Raw genomic sequence first — 18,581 nt, 5'->3', positions numbered from 1 at the left:
TTTCGACATAGCGGCAGTCCGGACCGGACCGCCGCGGGCGCGACTGGAGTGGTCCCCACTCTCTTGGTCATGAAGACGGCGGCGGCGCCCGGCATTCCTTTTAGTCCAAAGGACGCCTCATGCGCGAACTCTTCCGCCAGCACACGTGTACTCACTCCGCCAGCATCTGTCCCGGTTGCCGCTCCCGGATGCGCGAAGAAGCGCTGCGCCAGGCACCCGGCAGGCCCATCGTCCTGCTTCGCCCCACCCCCGTGAGGGTCCGGTCCCTGCCAGCCACCGCCGTCGCCTACACGGTGACAGACGTACTCGTGGAGTGGGACGCAGACGGCGGATATCAGCTCCGGTGGGAGGCAAGCTGGCTTGTCCGCCGGTGCGCGCCACAGCAAGCAGCGGCGGACTAGGCGACGCTTCCGGCTCTTGCCGGGCTTTTCCTGGCGGAACCCGGAGCCGAAGCCTGCCTTAGGTAGGTAACACCTAATAGCTCATTCAGGTACCCCTTACGCGTGTGTGCGCCAAACCCCCAAACCTATCGTCATTGCCAGGACCGCCGCCATTGCGGCTGTCATCGCTGGTCAAACGGGTTCGGCCTGCCCTTGGGGCCTGAACCGCCCGGATCCTTGCAGCAGCTCGAGGAACAAGCGACCTGCCCCTTTCAGGGGTGATTCGACGACTCGTTGCAGGTTTCCAGGCAGGGGCTCCAATGACAAACCTTTCCCCCCATTTACCGACCGTCCAGCCACCTGTGTTCTTCGACGCCAGCGGAACCCGCTGGCCCCGGCTTCTAAACGTCCTGCTGGCAGCGGTGCTGTCCATCATCCTGGTGCTCGGCGCGGTGCTGCCCGCCGCTACCGCGCCCCTTCAGCAAGGCCAGTTGAACCAGTCCCCCGACTATCCCCGCCAATTGCTTGCCCAACAGGACATAACGGATATTCCGCGGGTCGGCTACGAGCAGGGCAACGAAATCTTCCACCGAATTGTCCTTGTGGAAAGGCAGGATGGCCTCGATTTGCTGAAGGACCCCTTCAGTAATCAAATCTGGCGGGAGGCAACAGCGGACGAAGCCGCTGCCATCGGAGACAGGCCATACGCCGTGGAGGCGTACGGCCTCCCGCCGGACCACACATTGATGCTTACATTCGACGACGGCCCGGACCCGCGCTTCACCCCGGAACTCCTGGACCTGCTGTCCCGCGAAGGAGTCCCCGCCACCTTTTTTGCGGTGGGTGAAAACGTCGTCGAGAACCCGGACATCTTCCGCCGCATAGTCCGGGAAGGCCACATGGTGGGAAACCACACTATGAGCCACATCAATTTTTGGGCACACGACGACGCCTACAACAGACAGGAAATCATCGGCGAGGACCGGGTGCTCCGGGCCGCGGATAATTACGCTTCACGGTGTTCAGGATCCCAACGGGTAATCCGGAAAACAACACCCTTGCCCTGCTGCAGGCACAGCAGTTGGGCTACCTTCACGTAAACATGGACCTGGACACCCGTGACTGGGAGTACAAGCCCGGGACCCCGATCCCTCCCCCGGACCTCGATGGACTCGGTCATGTCATGCTGGTGCACGACGGCGGTGGTGACAGGACGGCAACCATCGAGATGCTGAAGGAGTTCATTCCCAGAGCGAAGGCGCAAGGCTACCGATTCACCACTCTGGAGCCCATGCTGCCGGCCGGATTCGTCCCCGAGCGCAGCGTCACTGCAGGCCTCCAGGACAACCTGACGTTCGGAGCCCTCACTGCATATCTGGTTACCCCCAACGTGGTGATGAACTGGTTGTTTTGGTTCGGCGTTGGTTCGCTGACCATCCTGACCTTCCTCTTTGTGGTGCTTGCCCTCGTCAACAACTCCAAGCAAAGAAAAAGGAAATGGGTCCCGTCCGAGACCGGTGACTGGCCCTTTGTCAGCGTCGTCCTCCCGGTGTTCAACGAGGAACCGGTTGTCCTCAAGACCCTGGAGGCCCTTAAAGCCAGCGATTATCCGCACTTCGAAGTAGTGGCGGTCAATGACGGATCCACAGATCGTACCCTTGAGGTCCTCAAGGGCTACGCGGAGACCTGGCCGCAGCTACGCGTCTACACCCAACCCAACTCGGGCAAACCCGCGGCAAGCAACGACGGCATAGCGCAGTCAACGGGAGAAGTCATCGTGACTTTGGACGGCGACACGTTGTTCGAGCCGCGCACTATCAGGATGCTGGCCCGCCACTTTGTGGCAGCGTCCGGGACCAAGGAGATAGGCGCCGTGGCAGGGCACGTGAAGGTAGGCAACCGGCGTAACCTCGTCGCCTGCTGGCAAAGCCTGGAATATCTGTCGGGTATCTGCGTTACCCGGATGGCGGAGGGACTGATGGGTGCCATTTCAATCGTCCCGGGCGCGTGCGCAGCGTGGCGCAAGGAGGCGTTGGTCAAAGCCGGCGGGTATTCAGATGCCACCCTCGCCGAAGATGCTGACTTAACGCTGTCCCTGCATCAGCTGGGCTACAGCATCGTCCAGGAGAACAACGCCGTGGCATGGACCGAGGCGCCCCTCACGTTTCGAGGGCTGTTCAAGCAGCGGTCGAGATGGACCTACGGCAACATCCAGACGCTCTACAAACACCGATCCATGCTCTTCAACCCGAAGTTCGGCGCGCTGGGCAGCCTGACCATGCCCTACGCACTGATCTCGGTGCTGGTCCCGCTCATCTTCATGCCGCTGGCCGTGTGCGTCGCGGTGCTGAGCCTTGCGCGCGGCGAATGGCAGGCCATCGCCGTGTTTTCGATCTTCGTCATGGCAACGCACATGGTGATCTCCGTAGTGGCGGTCCTGATGGTCCATGAGAGTCCTTTTCATCTGCTGATAGTGCCGATCTATCGGCTCATCTACGAACCCTTGCGCGCCTACGTCGTATTCGGGTCAGCCCTCCGGGCACTGCGTGGAGCCGCCGTCGGCTGGTACAAACCCCAGCGGACCAACAGCGCGGTGCTGCCTTCCGCCTCTGCAGAGCACCGCCAGCTCTCCCCCACCGCCTGACATGGCAGCACTGCGAAAACCCCGCGTCTACCGGCAGGGAGCAGCCCTTCTCGCGGCGGCCCTCGTTCTGACCGGCTGCGGCTGCACTCCGACCGGCGGCCAAAGCCCTGGAACTGAAGCCACTCCGAACCGGTCCCCCGGCTGGTTCGGAGGATACCTTGACGTGACACTGCCCCCGGGCCCGGCACTCGAGAATGCGGCTGCCGGACGGGCCACCACGCTGCTCGCTTTCATCACCGCTAACCCGGCGCAGCAGTGTGTTCCATCCTGGGGCGGAACCATCAGCCTCGATGAAGCAGGCAGGACCCTGCAACTTGATGACAAGATCCGGCAGTTCCGCGCCGCGGGCAATGACGTCGGGGTCTCGTTCGGTGGTCATCGGGGGCCGGAATTGGCAACGGCATGCCAAGATGTCGCTGCCCTTGCGGAAGCCTATATAACTGTCATCAATCGCTATTCACTGGACATAGTGGATCTGGACGTGGAAGGGCAGGCAGCCGACCCCGTCGCGGCGAAAACACGGGCACAGGCTCTGGCCCGGATCCAGGCTGCAAGGCCGAAGGGCAGTCCCCTGCGGGTCTGGTTGACACTGCCCGTGGCAAGGGATGGCCTCGACAGCAGAGGGAAGGACAACGTGAAGGCGATGCTCTCCGCGGGCGTGGATCTTGCTGGCGTGAACATCATGACGATGAACTTCGGCCCCCTCCGCAACAGAAAGACCATGCTCTCGGCCTCACAACTTGCGGCTGAGGCTGCACACCAGGACCTGGAGGAACTGTATTCCGGGGCCGGCAAACCCGCAGACGCCGGGAAGATCTGGCAGGGAATGGGCGTCACGCCGATGGTTGGAGAGAACGATGTGGCGGACAACACCTTCTCCCTGCAGGACGCGTCAGGGCTGAACAGCTTTGCACGCGAGCGGGGAGTGGGCCGCATGTCCCTCTGGTCCATCAACCGGGACACCGGGTGCAGTAAAGGACCAGAGGAAGAGCAGCAGCCGTCCAGTTCCTGCAGCGGCATTGAGCAGGACACTGGCGACTTCACCCGGGTGCTCAGCAACGCCTTCACGGGCAGCAGTTGATTTCGGTACCTCAAACGATGAACAACTCTGCTGCTACGGTCTCCGGAGCGAACGGGAAGCGACGGCCGGGCAGGCATGCCCTGGCGGCAGCGATTTCCTGCTGCGTTGCGCTGGCCGCCAACGCGTGCACCGGCACCCCGTCCCATGACGATGGTGAGTCCACCAGGACGGATGTCTTCGTTACGGCCTATACCTGGTTCGACAACACCCCTCCCGGCTCGGCGGTCATCAGCCATCCCGTTGTGCACAAGTCAGCCGGGGGAACGGGGACATACGCTGATCCGGTGACCATCGCCGTCGGCCATTCACGCAAAACCGGCCAGGACGTTCTTGATATTCCTGCCGGCACCCGGATCTACCTGCCGGACGTCCGCCGCTACTTCATCGTGGAGGATACGTGCGGCGACGGACCAAAGCCGGAGGACGGGCCGTGTCACACAGGGGCGGAAAAATACGGAGATGCGACGCTTTGGATCGACATGTGGATTGGCGGCAAAGGTGAGTCCCAGTCCTTTGTCCGCAACTGTGCGCGCAAGGCGACTGGAGTTACCACGGCCATCTTCAACCCGAAGGACCACTACAAGGTGGCTTCCGGCCACGGCGTCATCCATGACGGCACCTGCGATACCGGCTATGGAAAGAAAGCCGCCGCCAAGTGAGCGGGGCTGGGGCTGGGGATGAAGCTCCGCGACAGTACGCGCCCCGGACAGGCGGCTAAGCTCGAAGCCATGAATTCGTTGAAAACGAAGCCGGCAAAGACAGCTTCCCCAAAAGTGGTCCTGCTGGCGGCAGCAGCGGACATCGTGCTGATTCTGGCTTTCGCTGCAATAGGCCGGGATGCGCACCACCGCGAGGAACCCGTCCTGGGCGTGCTCCTGACCGCGTGGCCCTTCCTCGCCGGCGCAGCCGCGGGCTGGATCGCCGCCAGGGCCTGGCGGCGTCCCTTATCCGTCCTCCGCGCCGGTGTTCCAGTCTGGCTGGGCAGCCTGGTCGGGGGCATGCTCCTGAGGGCCCTGACCGCCCAGACGGTGGTGCTGCCTTTCGTCATTGTGGCCACCCTGGCACTCGCCGCCTTCCTGGTGGGTTACCGGCTCCTGATTGCCGGCGGGGCAAAGCTCCGCAACAAATGAGCGCATGTGGCCGCGCAGGAATGTGCCAGCCGGGGAAACGCCCGCCATGCAATAGGCTGGAAGCAGGAAAATCCTGCCCGGACCCGCTGCGGCGGAACTGATTGAAGGGGTACAAACGTGGTTACCGCATTTGTTCTGATCAAGACTGACGCCGCCCGCATTCCTGAGACGGCCGAGGAAATTTCGGCCATCGAAGGCATCAGCGAGGTCTACTCGGTCACCGGGGAATGGGACCTGATTGCGGTTGCACGCGTACACCGGCACGAGGACCTTGCGGACGTCATCGCCGACAGGCTTTCCAAGGTTCCCGCCGTGGTCCATACGACCACCCACATCGCATTCCGGGCGTACTCACAGCACGACCTGGACGCTGCCTTTTCCCTGGGCTTCGAGCAGTAGGCCCGGCCCCGTCCTAAGCTCGGGACAGGGACACCCAGCGGTCCAGAACGGCGGCGGCGGCACCGGAATCAATTGAGTGTTCCGCACGGGCGAAAGCCTTCTGCATCCGGTCCAGGAATGGGCCCTCCGCTTCCAGGTCAAAGGAAACCAGGCCGGCCGCGGCATTCACCAGCACTGCATCCCTGGCAGGGCCTTCCTTGCCGGCAAGTACGTCGCGGACAACTCCGGCATTGGCCGCCGCGTCACCGCCGCGAAGCTGTTCAACGGTGGCCAGGCTGATGCCGAGGTCCTGCGGCGAGAAATGCAATTCATTGACGGCCCCGTTCCGGATCTCCCAGACAGTGGAAGGGCCCGTGGTGGTGAGCTCATCCAGCCCGTCGTTGCCGCGGAAGACCAGGCCCCTGCTCCCCCGCCGGGCCAGGACGCCGGCCACGAGCGGCGCCATTCGCTGGTTGGCCACGCCCACCGCCGAGGCCTGCACATTTGCAGGGTTGGTCAGCGGTCCCAGGAAGTTGAAGGCCGTGGGTATCGCCAGTTCCCGGCGGGGCACGGCTGTATGCCGGAAGGACGGGTGGAACACCTGCGCGAAGCAAAACGTGATGCCTGCCTCTTCCGCGTTCCGCGCAACCTGCGCAATCGACAGGTCAAGACGGACACCCAGCGCTTCAAGCACGTCAGCGGACCCCGACGACGACGAAGCGGCCCGGTTGCCATGCTTCACCACCTTCGCCCCGGCGCCGGCAGCGACGAGGGCAGCCATGGTGGAGATGTTTACGGTGTTAAGTTGGTCACCACCGGTCCCGACGATGTCCAGCTTTTCACCTGATATTGCCACCGGATTGGCGTGCGAAAGCATCGCCTCGACCAGGCCGGAAAGCTCGTCCACCGTCTCGCCCTTGGCGCTCAGGGCCACCAGGAATCCGGCGATCTGTGCGGGCGTGGCTTCGCCGGACATGATGGTGTCCATGGCCCAGGAGGTGTTCTCCGAGGTGAGATCGGTCCCCTTGATCAGTGCGGAGATCAGGCGGGGCCAGGTGTTGCCGGACGCTGTGGATGCCAGTGAAGTCACCTGTTGATGCTATCGAGCGAGGGCGGGGACTGACCAATGTGAACGGTCGTGGGAAGTTTTCCGGGCAATTTCGCGTCTTTGTAGAAAAAGTCCCCTCAAAAGGCGGTTTGCGTTGGGCAGCGCGGACTTTTACAGACATAATGTCTATGTGACATCTGCGACCCATGCCCCCAGTACCCCGGCGCACCCCACGCTGAACCGCCCCAATATGGTTTCTGTCGGAACCGTTGTGTGGCTGTCCAGCGAGTTGATGTTCTTCGCCGGTCTCTTCGCCATGTACTTCACGCTGCGCTCCACGAGCGGGCAGATGTGGGCGGAAGAGACAGCCAAGCTCAACTTCCCCTTTGCGCTCGTTAACACGATCGTCCTCGTGGCCAGTTCCTTTACTTGCCAGATGGGCGTCTTCGCCGCAGAGCGGCTGCAGCCCCGGCGCACCGGAGGTGCGCTGCAGTTCGCCCGCTGGGGAATGAACGAATGGTTCACCCTGACGTTCCTCATGGGCGCATTCTTCGTTGCCGGCCAGACCACCGAGTACGCGATGCTGGTTTCCGAGCACGTCTCGCTCTCCTCCAACGCCTACGGCTCGGCGTTCTACATGACCACCGGCTTCCACGGCCTCCACGTCATCGGCGGGCTGATCGCCTTCCTGCTCATCATGGGCCGGTCCTTTGCTGCGAAGAAGTTCGGACACTTCGAAGCGACGTCGGCGATCGTCACCTCTTACTACTGGCACTTCGTTGACGTCGTGTGGATCGGCCTCTTCCTGGTCATCTACGTACTCAAGTAGCCAGCTTTGATTCTTTTTCTACAAGAGGCAGAATTTCAGGTAGCGGCTCCCGGAGCCGGCGCAGGATCGAATAAAGGAACCACCACGTGAAGGCACTCTCACAAAAGCGGCGTCACCCACTTGCAGCAATAGCGCTGCTGCTAATGGGGCTCCTCATTACCGGTGGGCTGTACGCCGTGGCAACCTCAATGAATGAGGCCAAGGCGAGCACCACTACCGCAAGCGCAAGCGACGTCGAAGAGGGCGGCAAGCTGTTTGCCGCCAACTGCGCCACGTGCCACGGCATGGGAGCCAGTGGTTCCAAGGATGGCCCTTCGCTGGTTGGGGTTGGCGCTGCCGCTGTCGACTTCCAGGTGGGCACCGGCCGCATGCCGATGCAGATGAACGGCCCGCAGGCCATGAAGAAGCCCGTGCAGTTCAATGAGGAGCAGACCTCACAGCTTGCAGCCTACGTTGCTTCCCTGGGTGCCGGCCCTGCAATTCCTTCAGAAGAGCTGACAAGTGGCGGCGGCGATGCCGCAGCTGGTGGCGAGCTCTTCCGTACCAACTGCGCCATGTGCCACAACGCCGCAGCTGCTGGTGGCGCACTGACCCGGGGCAAGTTCGCTCCCGCCCTTGCCGATGTCACCGGCAAGCACATCTACGAGGCCATGGCCACGGGCCCGCAGAACATGCCGGTGTTCAACGACGCCAACATCACCCCCGAGGGCAAGAAGGACGTCATCACCTTCCTGAAGCAGATCGAGAGCACGGGTTCTCCGGGCGGCGCCAACCTGGGCTCGCTTGGTCCGGTCGCTGAAGGCCTGTTTGTCTGGGTCGCCGGCCTCGGCGTCATCATCGCCTTCACCATCTGGCTCACTTCCAGGACGTCCTGACATTCCGCGGGAAGCACACAACTTCTGCTGCCCAGTCAGCAGCTTGATATTAGAAACTAACCCGGCGACTGCCGGGACGAGAGAAGGATGAGGCGAATTATGGGCAACCATAGTGACGGCAGTCCGAACCACTCGGGCACCGTAGCTACGGCTGGTCAGAATGAGGTGGAGAAGTTCCAGGATCCTGGAATTCCCCCGCATCGTTTGCGCCTGGCTGACACGGACCCGAAGGCCGCAAAGCGGGCAGAACGGCAGGTCGCCTTACTATTTGGCATTTCTGTTGTTGGCACCCTGATCTTCCTGGTGGCGTACTTCGCCATCGATCTGGGGCACGATTCCAGCATTGCCACCATCCGGCTTCAGAACGCCCTGCTCGGTGTGGGCACTGCCTTCGCCATGCTGGGCATCGGTACCGGCATCGTGCACTGGGCCAAGGCCCTGATGCCCGACCATGAAGTTTCCGAAGAGCGCCACGCAATCAGGTACGAAGAGGACCGCCAGGCTGCTGTCCGCATCGTTGACGACATCGTGGAAGAGACCGGCATCAAGCGCCGCCCGCTGATCCGCAACACCCTCCTGGGTGCCGTTGCGCTGGCCCCGCTTCCCGCCGTCGCCATTTTCGGTGACCTCGGCCCCCGCCCCGACGACAAGCTTGCACACACCATGTGGGCCCCTCAGGACGGAAAGCTCAAGCGCCTCACCCGCGACCCCGATGGCACTCCCATCAAGGCCTCGGACGTCACCATCGGTTCGGCTTTCCACGTCATCCCGGAAGGCCTGAACGAACTCGAGGAGGGCAAGCTCAACGAGAAGGCCAAGGCCGTCGTGCTGCTTATGCGCCTCGACCCTGCATCGCTGAACCCGTCCAAGGGCCGCGAAGAGTGGGGCTACAACGGCATCGTTGCCTACTCGAAGATCTGCACCCACGTCGGCTGCCCTGTTGCTCTGTATGAGCAGCAGACGCACCACCTGCTGTGCCCGTGCCACCAGTCCACCTTCGACCTCACACAAGAGTGCAAGGTGATTTTCGGCCCCGCCAGCCGTCCTCTCCCCCAGCTGCCCATCGCAGTTGATGACGAGGGCTACCTCGTCGCTACAAGCGACTTCCATGAACCCGTTGGACCTAGCTACTGGGAGCGTGCTGAGCATGAGCGCAACATCAACAGCTGAGCCGGCTTTCGTCGCCAAAACCAAGACAGGCCGGATCACCGACTTTGTCGATGCACGTGTTGGCGGCTCCGGGATCCTCCGCGAGTTCGGCCGCAAAGTCTTCCCCGACCACTGGTCATTCATGTTCGGTGAAGTTGCGCTCTACTCGTTCGTTATTCTGCTGCTGTCGGGTACCTTCCTGACATTCTTCTTCGATCCGTCCATGGCTGAGACGCACTATGACGGCGGCTACGTTCCCCTCAAGGGCGTGGAGATGTCGGTGGCGTACAGCTCGTCGCTGAACATCTCGTTCGACATCCGCGGCGGGCTCTTCATGCGCCAGGTGCACCACTGGGCGGCCCTGCTGTTCGTGGCATCGATCGCTGTGCACATGCTGAGGGTGTTCTTCACCGGTGCGTTCCGCCGGCCTCGTGAAATGAACTGGGTTGTGGGCGGCGTCCTGCTCATCCTGGCGATGGCTGCCGGCTTCACCGGCTACTCACTCCCCGATGACCTGCTGTCCGGCAACGGCCTGCGCATCATCGACGGCGTCATCAAGTCGATCCCGGTCATCGGAACGTACATCTCGTTCTTCCTGTTCGGCGGCGAATTCCCCGGCACGGCCATCATCAGCCGCCTGTACATGCTGCACATCCTGCTGGTACCGGCGCTGATCCTGCTGATGATCGTCCTGCACCTGTTCATGGTCGTGGTCCACAAGCACACGCAGTACCCCGGCCCCGGCCGTAACGACAACAACGTTGTCGGTTACCCGCTGGGTCCCGTATACGCTGCAAAAGCCGGCGGATTCTTCTTCATCGTGTTCGGTGTTCTGGCACTGATGGCTGCGTTCTTCACCATCAACCCGATCTGGAACTACGGTCCCTACGACCCCTCCCCCGTTTCGGCCGGCACCCAGCCTGACTGGTACATCGGTTTCGTTGACGGCGCGCTGCGCCTCATGCCCGGCACGTTTGGCAACTGGCACGTGGAGCAGGTTTTCTTCGGCCACGTCTTCACGTTCAACGTGCTTCTGCCGGCCCTGGTGCCTGCAGGCATCCTGTTCACCGTGATGTTCACGTACCCGTGGATCGAACGCTGGGTGACCAAGGACGACCGCGAGCACCACGTGCTGGACCGTCCCAGGAACGCCCCCACCCGTACCGCCATCGGTATGGCAGGGTTCGTTTGGTACTGCGTCATGTGGGCCGCTGCAGGTTCCGACCTCATCGCCACCCACTTCGGAGTGTCCCTCAACGACGTCACCTACTGGCTGCGCGCACTATTCTTCATCGGACCGGTGATCGCGTTCATCGTGACGAAGCGTGTTGCCCTTGCGCTTCAGCGCAAGGACCGGGAGATCGCCCTGCACGGCCGCGAAACCGGCCGCATCGTCCGTCTCCCGCACGGTGAGTTCATCGAGGTTCACGCCCCGCTGGATGAGTACAAGCGCTACAAGCTGGTTGGTTTCGAATCACCCCAGGTCATTCCGGCCATTCCCAACGAGCACGGCGTCGTCACCGGCAAGGAAAAGCGCCGCGCGTTCCTCTCGCGCTGGTTCTTCGAGGACCGCGTCGCACCGGCAACCCCTGCTGAGCTGGAGGCAGCCCACGGCCATGGCCACGAGGCCGTTGAAGCGGCAGAGGGAAGCAAGAGCCTGACGCACTAGGCTTTGGCTCCTCACAGGGAAGGCCCGATCCATCACGGATCGGGCCTTTCCTGTCTATCGGGGGTGTTTAGCAGGGCATGGCCGGCGGCTTCTCGGTGTATCCCTGGGTCACGTACAGTCCTAATGGTTGCGTGCCCTCCGTGCTCCCGGCCGCTGCAGCGGTACCCAGAGCTTGTACCGGTCGGCCCGGTAGTAGGAGACCGAGTAGTCCACCATGGCCCGTGCCACGAAGGCATGGCGCTGGATCTTCAACAACGGCGCCCCCACTTCCACATTGAGCAGCCTGGCGGTTGAAGGCGATGCGGCCGTCGCCTCGATCATGTCCTCTCCCCACTCCATGACCAGACCGAATTGCTCGCTGAGGACGTTGTACAGCGAGGTGGGAGGCTCGCCGTCGAGAAGGCCCGGGACTCGATGGGCCGGAATGAAGTTTTCGTCCACGCTCATTGGTTCGCCGTCCGCCAGGAGCAGGCGCCGGAACCGGACAAGCGGGGTGCCCTCGTCCAACTGGAGCTCGCGGGCCAGGAAGGCACTGGCGCCGATCTGCTCAAAACTGAGCACCTTGGCTGCGGGCACCATGCCGCGCCGCTGCATCTCCTCACTGTAGGACGTGAGCTTCACCTGCAGGTCCAGTTTCGGCCGCCGGACGAACGTCCCCAGGCCGACCACGCGCTCAATGACCTCCTCCCCCACCAGGGCATCGATGGCCTGCCGCACGGTCATCCGCGCCAGCCCAAAGCGCTCGGCGAGGTCGCGTTCAGACGGGAGTGCCGAACCAGGTGGGCACGACTGGGCGATGTAGGTCCGGAGGATCTCCCGAAGTTGAACGTAGATGGCGGTTCCGCTGGTGCGGTCTATGTCCCCCTGGATTGCCGTGGCGCCAGCTGCCATGATGTGTCTCCTGCCGTTGGGTATGCACTCAATTTTAGGACGGCCTAGACCACCTGCTGTACCACCGTGCTCGTTGTCGCGAAGTGCCCCGCGCGCCCGATATATTTGGTCAGGAAATTGTTGCCAGAGACGTCGGGGGCCGTCTTTCGACATAGGAGTCCCTTTTTGCCAACCCAGAAAGCCGTGGTGGCTGCGCCCGTGGGCCTGCATGCACGTTCTGCCGCGGTATTCGTCCGCGCCGTCACCGATACCGGGCTTCCGGTAACCATCAGTAAGGCGGGCGCCGGGCAGGTTGATGCCCGCTCACTGCTGCAGGTGATGACTGCTGACTTTCCGCAGGGCTGCGAAGTGGAGCTGGCCGTCAGCGACAGCGAGCTGGAAGGAGCCCTGGGGCGCCGGGAAGCCGAGGAAGCGCTCCAGGGGCTCAGGGTGCTGCTGGAGTCACAGGGAGCCGCCTGAAAGCCCTTCAGGGCACATGCAACGACGTCGGGCCCCACCTTTTGGTGGGGCCCGACGTCGTTATTCTTTTGCTTGCTTAGTGCGCGTGGTCTCCGCGGCTGTATTCGTAAACCCAGCCAACGAGGGCCACCACGGCAATGCCGCCTGCGATGAAGGTGATCCAAATGCCTATGGCCAGACCGAGGAAGCCTGTGGCGCAGGCGATGCCCAGGACCAGGGGCCACCAGCTCCAAGGGCTGAAGTGCCCCTGTTCGCCGGCGCCCTCGTGGATCTCTGCATCGCTGCGGTCCTCAGGCCGCATGCCGACGCGGCGGCCAGTGAACCCGAGGTAGGCACCGATCATGCCGGCCAGCCCTGCAAGCAGCAGGATGCCCAGGATGCCGACCCATTCTCCCCAGCCGGTCAGGAAACCGTAAATGATGGAGATGGGAAGGAAGAAGAAAACTCCGGAACCAAAGATCCAGGATTCAATTTTCACTGTGCGGTGTCCTTCTGGTCGGCGTTGCCGAGGGCCGCTGCTGCGGGTGCCGGCGACTCAACGGTGTGGACCTGGCGGAGTTCCGGGTGGTGCAGGTCCAGGGCGGGACGCTCCGAACGGATCCGGGGCAGGGACGTGAAGTTGTGGCGCGGCGGCGGGCAGGACGTGGCCCACTCCAGCGAAGCACCAAAGCCCCACGGATCATCAACCTGGACTTTTTCAGCCTTGCGCCAGGTGATGTAGACGTTCCAGAAGAACGGGATCAGGGATGCACCGAGGACAAACGATGCCACGGTGGAGAACTGGTTCATCCACGTGAAGTTGTCCTCCACGAGGTAGTCAGCGTAGCGGCGCGGCATGCCCTCGACACCCAGCCAGTGCTGGATCAGGAACGTGCCGTGGAAGCCCAGGAACAGGAGCCAGAAGTGGATCTTGCCCAGGCGCTCGTTGAGCATGGTGCCGGTGAACTTGGGCCACCAGAAGTAGAATCCGGCGAACATCGCGAACACCACGGTGCCGAACACCACGTAGTGGAAGTGCGCCACCACGAAGTAGGAGTCCGAGACGTGGAAGTCCAGCGGCGGGGAGGCGAGGATGATGCCGGTCAGGCCGCCGAAGAGGAAGGTGACCATGAAGCCGAGGCTCCACAGCATGGGCGTCTCGAAGGTCAGGGAGCCGCGCCACATGGTGCCGATCCAGTTGAAGAACTTAACCCCGGTAGGCACCGCGATGAGCATGGTCATGAACGAGAAGAACGGCAGCAGGACGGCGCCCGTGACGTACATGTGGTGGGCCCACACCGTCACCGACAGGGCCGCGATGGCGATCGTCGCGTACACGAGGCCCTTGTAGCCGAAGATCGGCTTGCGGCTGAAGACCGGGAAGATCTCCGAAACGATGCCGAAGAACGGCAGCGCGATGATGTACACCTCCGGGTGGCCGAAGAACCAGAACAGGTGCTGCCAGAGGACAGCGCCACCGTTTTCGGGATCGAAGATGTGGGCACCGAACTTGCGGTCCGCGCCGAGGGCGAACAGGGCGGCGGCCAGCGGCGGGAACGCCATCAGCACCAGAATGGCGGTGATCAGGGTGTTCCAGGTGAAGATGGGCATCCGCCACATGGTCATGCCAGGGGCGCGCATGCAGATGATGGTGGTGATGAAGTTGACCGCACCGAGGATGGTGCCGAAGCCGGACAGCGCCAGCCCGAAGACCCACAGGTCACCGCCGATGCCCGGCGTGAACGTGGTGTTGGACAGCGGCGCGTACGCGAACCAGCCAAAGGACGCCGCGCCCTGCGGGGTGATGAAGCCGGACACCGCGATGGTGGAGCCGAACAGGAAGAACCAGAACGCCAGGGCGTTCAGGCGGGGGAACGCAACGTCAGGGGCACCGATCTGCAGCGGCATGATCACGTTGGCGAAGCCGGCGAACAGCGGGGTGGCGAACATCAGCAGCATGACGGTGCCGTGCATGGTGAACAGCTGGTTGTACTGCTCCTTGGTCTGCAGGATCTGCATGCCGGGCTCGAACAGCTCGGCACGGATCAGCAGGGCCATCACGCCGCCCAGGCAGAAGAACACAAACGACGCAATCAGGTACATGTAGCCGATGGTCTTGTGGTCAGTGGAGGTGATCCAGTTGACGACGATGCGCCCCTTGGATTTAGGTACCACGGGAGCCGGCAGGACTCCCGCGGGTGCGGATTGGGTGTACGTAGCCACGTCGCTCCCCTTACTTGGTTTCGTTCAGGTTCGGGTTGCGGTCGTACTCCACGCCGAGCAGGCCGGTGTTCCCGGCAGCCTTGAGCTGGTCCATGTGGGCCTGGAATTCGGATTCCGACACCACCTTGACGCGGAACAGCATTTCGGAGTGGTACTCGCCGCAAAGTTCGGCACACTTGCCGTCGTAAGTGCCCTCTTTAGTGGGGGTGAACCGGATGTAGTTGACCTTGCCCGGGATCATGTCGCGCTTCTGCAGGAAGGCGGGAACCCAGAAAGAGTGGATGACGTCGCGGGCGTTGAGCTCGAGGTCTACGGACTTGTTGACCGGCAAGTACAGCGTGGGCAGCTGTTCCTTGTCGATGGTGTTGCCCGTGAGGTGCGCCTGGACGCCGGCCTCGTGGAGGTCTTCCTTGATGACGTCGCCGGACTTGTAGTTGAAGTCCCATGCCCACTGCTTGCCGCGGACGTCCACTACGACGTCGGCCGGCTGGGAACGGTCATCGATGGCCTGCTGGTCACGGTCGGTGAAGTAGAAGAACACCAGGACCATGAAGATCGGGATGGTCAGGTAGAAGACCTCGAGGGGCAGGTTGAAGCTGGTCTGCCGCGGGAACCCAACAGTTCCCTTGCGGCGGCGGTAGGCAACCAGGCACCAGATGATCAGGCCCCACGTAATGGTGCCCACCACGAGCGCAGCAATCCATGAGTTGACCCAGAGGTCCATGATGCGGTCGGTGTTGCTGGTGGTGCCACGTTCAGTGGGCATCCACCCTTTCTCTACCTCTGGCGAACATCCGGTCAAAACCAACGCGCCGGCAATAGCCAAGCTTGAGATCGTGGTGATCGTTTTGCGTCGGCTGCCGGTTCGGTTCTGCGAACTCACAGACGGCCCTTCCTACTTGTTGCTGTTGCCCGGGCAGCCAAAGGCGCTCCGGGCACAAAAAAGTTTTACTACTTGGTGTAGAGCTTACCGCTCCGCCGGGCGTTTCGCCCACATGTCCGCGCCGAGCCCCCGTGCCGTTTTGGACGGCAGGAAACCCGGCGCGGACATCAGGCGAAACAACCGGCTTAGTGGAATGAATCACCGCAGGCGCAGGAGCCTCCGGCGTTCGGGTTGTCGATGGTGAAACCCTGCTTCGAGATGGTGTCTTCGAAGTCGATGCTGGCGCCGCTCAGGTAGGGCACGCTCATTTTGTCGACGACGACCTCGACTCCGTCGAAGTCGCGCACGGCGTCTCCGTCTAGGAGCCGTTCGTCGAAGTAGAGCTGGTAAATCAGGCCCGAGCAACCACCGGGCTGCACGGCTACGCGCAGACGCAGGTCCGTTCGGCCTTCCTGCTCGAGGAGGCTGCGTACCTTGCCTGCAGCGACGTCGGTCATGTTGACCTCGTGAACGGGCAGTTCGTCGCTGGCCACTGTGGTGGCGGCGGTGCTGTTTTCGTTGGTTGCGGTGCTCATTGGCCTACCTTCTTAGGACGGTCTGGCGGCGTCGCCTCAACGGCGCCTGCCCCTACAAATACGGTATGGGCTATAGCTACATGCTACGCGCGGCAGTCCTGTAGCTCTAACTCCTGGCGTAACCGTAAAAGCGCTGCGGTTGTTCCCTGGGAGCGGGCGCGGTCTGCCGCATGAAGAAGCGGCCTCATTCGCCGGCCGGGAGGCCCTCGCTGTTGAGCCGCGCAAGCATGAGCGCCTCGGCAAGGATGGCGTTTCGGAAGTCGCCGATATGCAGGGATTCGTTGGCGCTATGGGCCCTCGAATCGGGGTCCTCCACTCCGGTCACCAGGATCTGCGCCGAAGGGTACAGGTCCGTCAGGTCGGCGATGAAGGGGATTGAACCGCCAATCCCCGTTTCCACCGCAGGAACGCCCCACGCCTCCCCCAGGGCCCACATGGCCACGGACGCAGCAGCGGAGGAGGTGTCTGTCCGGAAAGGGTTGCCGGCCTCCCCCGGCGTGAAGACAACCTTGGCTCCGAACGGCGCATTGGCCTCCACATGCCGTCGAACTGCTTCCATGGCTTCCGCGGGGACTTGTCCGGGTGCCAGGCGCAGGCTGAACTTCGCCCGTGCGCGCGGAAGGAGGGTGTTGGAGGCGACATCCACTGCGGGGGCGTCGAAGCCGATGATCGACAACGCCGGCTTGGTCCACAGCCGCGACGCAATGCTCCCAGTCCCTGCCAGGCGGACCCCGTCAAGCACGGACGCGTCGGCGCGGTAATCCGCTTCCGGCATGTCCACTGCAGCGGTGTCCGTTGCCACCAGGCCCTCGATGGCCACGTTCCCGTCGGCATCGTGAAGCGTAGCGATCAGGCGGGACAGCAACGTGGGCGCATCCAGCACCGGCCCGCCGTACATGCCCGAATGCACTGCGTGGTCCAGGACCTGCACCTCAATGGTGCCGTCCACTAGGCCCCGCAGGCTGGTGGTCAGGGCAGGCACCCCCACTTTCCAGTTGCTGGAGTCAGCCACCACAATGACGTCGGCCCGCAGCAGCTCGCGGTTGGCCTCCAGGAACGGACGGAACGTGGGCGACCCCGCTTCTTCCTCCCCCTCGATGAAGAAGGTCACGCCCAGCCCCAAGGTGCCAGCCAGGACCTCGGAAAGGGCCGCGTAGGCGGCAACGTGCGCCATGATGCCTGCCTTGTCATCAGCGGCGCCGCGGCCATAGAGCCGGCCGTCCTTTTCGACGGCGGTGAACGGCTCCGTCTCCCACAGGGACTCGTCACCCACGGGCTGGACGTCATGGTGTGCGTACAGCAGGACGGTTGGCTTTCCTTGCGCTGCGGGACGGCGGGCGACGACGGCCGGGCCGCCCGGAGTGCCGTCAGCTTTATCCACGCACAGGACCCGGACGTCATCAAGGCCTGCACCCCGGAGGAGTTCCGCGACAGCCTCGGCGCTTCGTTCGAGCGGGGTACGTTCGAAGCTCGGCCATGCGATCCCGGGGATGGCGACAAGGTCCTTGAGCCGCGCCAGTGTCTGGTCAAAGGCGCGGTCTACGGCAGAACGAAGATCTTCCGTCCTTGCCTTGCCTGCCGGGCCGGATCCTGGGATGTCTGTGGTGCTGTGCGGGGTGGCCGCGGGTGATGAGGTCATGGCCAAAACATTACCCTCGTCACATTCCGCTCACGGTCAGGGCGGACTCGGCGGCAGGCGTCGGGCGTGCTGCTGCAAGGTATTCTGGTCAGGTGTTCGGACGTAGAAAAGAAGCGCCATCGGCGCAGCAAACAATAGACCAGCAGGCAGCGGAAGCGGCGGCGCGGCAGAACAGCGTGGCGGGCAAGGGCGCCCCTACCCCTACCCGGAAGGCCCAGGAGGCTGCCCGCAAGCGGCCGCTGGTCCCCGAGGACCGCAAGGCGTCCAAGGCCGCCGAACGCCAGGCTGTCCAGGACCAGCGGCTGAAGATGCGCCGGGCGCTGGACACCGGTGACGAGAAGTTCCTGCCGCTGCGCGACAAGGGCCCGCAGAAGCGGTTTGCCCGCGACTTCGTGGACGCCCGTTTCAACCTTGGCGAGTACCTGATGTTCGGCGCGCTGCTCTTTGTGCTGGTGTCCCTGGTGGTGCCGGCTTCCAGCGACATGATGATCTACGTCCTCGGCGCATTCTGGGTGATGTTCCTGGCTGTCTTCGTGGACGTCTTCATCCTGTCCCGCAAGCTCCGCAAGCGCCTGACGGAGAAGTTCGGCGAGGTGGAACGCGGTACCGTCTGGTACGGCTCCATGCGGTCCCTGCAGTTCCGGAAACTGCGCCTGCCCAAGCCCCAGGTCCAGCGCGGACAGTACCCCGCCTGACCAGGCACCGACGTCAAGCACAGGAACCCCGGCGGGATGACCGCCGGGGTTCCT

20 protein-coding genes are annotated in these 18,581 nt (G+C 63.1%); 13 read left to right on the top strand and 7 right to left on the bottom strand.

The genetic code is table 11. The features are described from left to right. Positions 1–119: 119 nt before the first annotated feature. The 7 genes from QF031_RS09095 (at position 120) to QF031_RS09065 (ending at position 5,634) form a co-directional block, all read left to right on the top strand. Positions 120–401 carry a hypothetical protein gene (locus tag QF031_RS09095; RefSeq protein WP_307426897.1) on the top strand — a complete coding sequence of 94 codons (282 nt, stop codon included), beginning with the start codon at positions 120–122 and terminating at the stop codon, positions 399–401. Between the two features lie 299 nt (positions 402–700). Next, a complete protein-coding gene (locus QF031_RS09090) occupies positions 701–1,480 on the top strand; it encodes a polysaccharide deacetylase family protein (RefSeq protein ID WP_307426894.1) in 780 nt (259 codons plus the stop codon). Continuing rightward, the gene (locus QF031_RS09085) at positions 1,399–3,024 is read left to right on the top strand and encodes a bifunctional polysaccharide deacetylase/glycosyltransferase family 2 protein (RefSeq protein WP_307426891.1); all 1,626 of its coding nucleotides are present in this window, start codon (positions 1,399–1,401) and stop codon (positions 3,022–3,024) included. Before QF031_RS09090 ends, QF031_RS09085 begins: the two co-directional genes overlap by 82 nt. Before the next feature lie 163 nt (positions 3,025–3,187). Beyond that, positions 3,188–4,105: a chitinase gene (locus tag QF031_RS09080; RefSeq protein WP_307426888.1), complete on the top strand. Its 918-nt coding sequence runs from the start codon at positions 3,188–3,190 to the stop codon at positions 4,103–4,105. Between the two features lie 17 nt (positions 4,106–4,122). After that, positions 4,123–4,764 carry a hypothetical protein gene (locus QF031_RS09075; RefSeq protein WP_307426885.1) on the top strand — a complete coding sequence of 214 codons (642 nt, stop codon included), beginning with the start codon at positions 4,123–4,125 and terminating at the stop codon, positions 4,762–4,764. A gap of 69 nt (positions 4,765–4,833) precedes the next feature. Further along, the gene (locus QF031_RS09070; protein WP_307426881.1) at positions 4,834–5,235 is read left to right on the top strand and encodes a DUF3054 domain-containing protein; all 402 of its coding nucleotides are present in this window, start codon (positions 4,834–4,836) and stop codon (positions 5,233–5,235) included. Between the two features lie 117 nt (positions 5,236–5,352). Continuing rightward, positions 5,353–5,634: an Lrp/AsnC family transcriptional regulator gene (locus tag QF031_RS09065; protein WP_043456257.1), complete on the top strand. Its 282-nt coding sequence runs from the start codon at positions 5,353–5,355 to the stop codon at positions 5,632–5,634. A 13-nt stretch (positions 5,635–5,647) separates the two neighbouring features. Here the strand turns inward: QF031_RS09065 and trpD are convergent, their stop codons facing one another. After that, positions 5,648–6,703 (bottom strand): anthranilate phosphoribosyltransferase, encoded by a 1,056-nt coding sequence (gene trpD, locus QF031_RS09060; RefSeq protein WP_307426878.1) that lies wholly within the window; start codon positions 6,701–6,703, stop codon positions 5,648–5,650. Between the two features lie 148 nt (positions 6,704–6,851). On the opposite strand from trpD, the gene ctaE reads away from it, so the two are divergent. From ctaE to qcrB, 4 genes are all read left to right on the top strand, one after another. Then, positions 6,852–7,490: an aa3-type cytochrome oxidase subunit III gene (gene ctaE / locus QF031_RS09055; RefSeq protein WP_175318541.1), complete on the top strand. Its 639-nt coding sequence runs from the start codon at positions 6,852–6,854 to the stop codon at positions 7,488–7,490. A gap of 86 nt (positions 7,491–7,576) precedes the next feature. Next, positions 7,577–8,365: a cytochrome bc1 complex diheme cytochrome c subunit gene (qcrC, locus tag QF031_RS09050; protein ID WP_307426873.1), complete on the top strand. Its 789-nt coding sequence runs from the start codon at positions 7,577–7,579 to the stop codon at positions 8,363–8,365. Positions 8,366–8,464: 99 nt separating this feature from the next. After that, on the top strand, positions 8,465–9,535 hold the full coding sequence (gene qcrA, locus QF031_RS09045; protein WP_307426870.1) for a cytochrome bc1 complex Rieske iron-sulfur subunit: 1,071 nt from the start codon (positions 8,465–8,467) through the stop codon (positions 9,533–9,535). Beyond that, the gene (qcrB, locus tag QF031_RS09040) at positions 9,513–11,183 is read left to right on the top strand and encodes a cytochrome bc1 complex cytochrome b subunit (protein WP_307426868.1); all 1,671 of its coding nucleotides are present in this window, start codon (positions 9,513–9,515) and stop codon (positions 11,181–11,183) included. The genes qcrA and qcrB overlap by 23 nt, the downstream gene beginning before the upstream one ends. Before the next feature lie 120 nt (positions 11,184–11,303). Here qcrB and QF031_RS09035 read toward each other — a convergent pair whose 3' ends face one another. Next, positions 11,304–12,074: a GntR family transcriptional regulator gene (locus tag QF031_RS09035; RefSeq protein ID WP_307426865.1), complete on the bottom strand. Its 771-nt coding sequence runs from the start codon at positions 12,072–12,074 to the stop codon at positions 11,304–11,306. Between the two features lie 165 nt (positions 12,075–12,239). On the opposite strand from QF031_RS09035, the gene QF031_RS09030 reads away from it, so the two are divergent. Then, a complete protein-coding gene (locus QF031_RS09030; protein ID WP_307426861.1) occupies positions 12,240–12,533 on the top strand; it encodes an HPr family phosphocarrier protein in 294 nt (97 codons plus the stop codon). Positions 12,534–12,609: 76 nt separating this feature from the next. On the opposite strand, the gene QF031_RS09025 is transcribed toward QF031_RS09030, so the two are convergent. The 5 genes from QF031_RS09025 to QF031_RS09005 all read right to left on the bottom strand — a co-directional run bounded on the left by QF031_RS09025 (position 12,610) and on the right by QF031_RS09005 (position 17,832). Beyond that, positions 12,610–13,011: a cytochrome c oxidase subunit 4 gene (locus QF031_RS09025; RefSeq protein WP_307426857.1), complete on the bottom strand. Its 402-nt coding sequence runs from the start codon at positions 13,009–13,011 to the stop codon at positions 12,610–12,612. Continuing rightward, complete coding sequence (gene ctaD, locus QF031_RS09020; protein ID WP_307426854.1) at positions 13,008–14,735, bottom strand: aa3-type cytochrome oxidase subunit I; 1,728 nt, start codon at positions 14,733–14,735, stop codon at positions 13,008–13,010. The genes QF031_RS09025 and ctaD overlap by 4 nt, the downstream gene beginning before the upstream one ends. A gap of 10 nt (positions 14,736–14,745) precedes the next feature. Continuing rightward, positions 14,746–15,618, bottom strand: coding sequence for an aa3-type cytochrome oxidase subunit II (gene ctaC / locus QF031_RS09015; protein WP_307426851.1), 873 nt, complete (start codon positions 15,616–15,618; stop codon positions 14,746–14,748). A gap of 185 nt (positions 15,619–15,803) precedes the next feature. Further along, a complete protein-coding gene (locus QF031_RS09010) occupies positions 15,804–16,193 on the bottom strand; it encodes a HesB/IscA family protein (RefSeq protein WP_307426849.1) in 390 nt (129 codons plus the stop codon). A 184-nt stretch (positions 16,194–16,377) separates the two neighbouring features. Continuing rightward, complete coding sequence (locus QF031_RS09005; protein WP_307426846.1) at positions 16,378–17,832, bottom strand: dipeptidase; 1,455 nt, start codon at positions 17,830–17,832, stop codon at positions 16,378–16,380. Between the two features lie 92 nt (positions 17,833–17,924). Between QF031_RS09005 and QF031_RS09000 the strand changes: the two genes are divergently transcribed. After that, a complete protein-coding gene (locus QF031_RS09000; RefSeq protein ID WP_307426843.1) occupies positions 17,925–18,527 on the top strand; it encodes a DUF3043 domain-containing protein in 603 nt (200 codons plus the stop codon). The last annotated feature ends 54 nt before the right edge of the window (positions 18,528–18,581 follow it).

This window comes from Pseudarthrobacter defluvii, from assembly GCF_030816725.1.
Lineage (GTDB): Bacteria > Actinomycetota > Actinomycetes > Actinomycetales > Micrococcaceae > Arthrobacter > Arthrobacter defluvii_A.
This window is presented reverse-complemented; position numbering and strand designations above follow the sequence as displayed.

Excerpts from the sequence above, each read along its gene's own strand:
- QF031_RS09095 (WP_307426897.1), top strand. The coding sequence starts at position 120 with ATGCGCGAACTCTTCCGCCAGCACACGTGTACTCACTCCGCCAGCATC.
- QF031_RS09090 (WP_307426894.1), top strand. The coding sequence starts at position 701 with ATGACAAACCTTTCCCCCCATTTACCGACCGTCCAGCCACCTGTGTTC.
- QF031_RS09075 (WP_307426885.1), top strand. The coding sequence starts at position 4,123 with ATGAACAACTCTGCTGCTACGGTCTCCGGAGCGAACGGGAAGCGACGG.
- QF031_RS09070 (WP_307426881.1), top strand. The coding sequence starts at position 4,834 with ATGAATTCGTTGAAAACGAAGCCGGCAAAGACAGCTTCCCCAAAAGTG.
- qcrA (WP_307426870.1), top strand. The coding sequence starts at position 8,465 with ATGGGCAACCATAGTGACGGCAGTCCGAACCACTCGGGCACCGTAGCT.
- qcrB (WP_307426868.1), top strand. The coding sequence starts at position 9,513 with ATGAGCGCAACATCAACAGCTGAGCCGGCTTTCGTCGCCAAAACCAAG.
- QF031_RS09035 (WP_307426865.1), bottom strand. The coding sequence starts at position 12,074 with ATGGCAGCTGGCGCCACGGCAATCCAGGGGGACATAGACCGCACCAGC.
- QF031_RS09010 (WP_307426849.1), bottom strand. The coding sequence starts at position 16,193 with ATGAGCACCGCAACCAACGAAAACAGCACCGCCGCCACCACAGTGGCC.
- QF031_RS09005 (WP_307426846.1), bottom strand. The coding sequence starts at position 17,832 with ATGACCTCATCACCCGCGGCCACCCCGCACAGCACCACAGACATCCCA.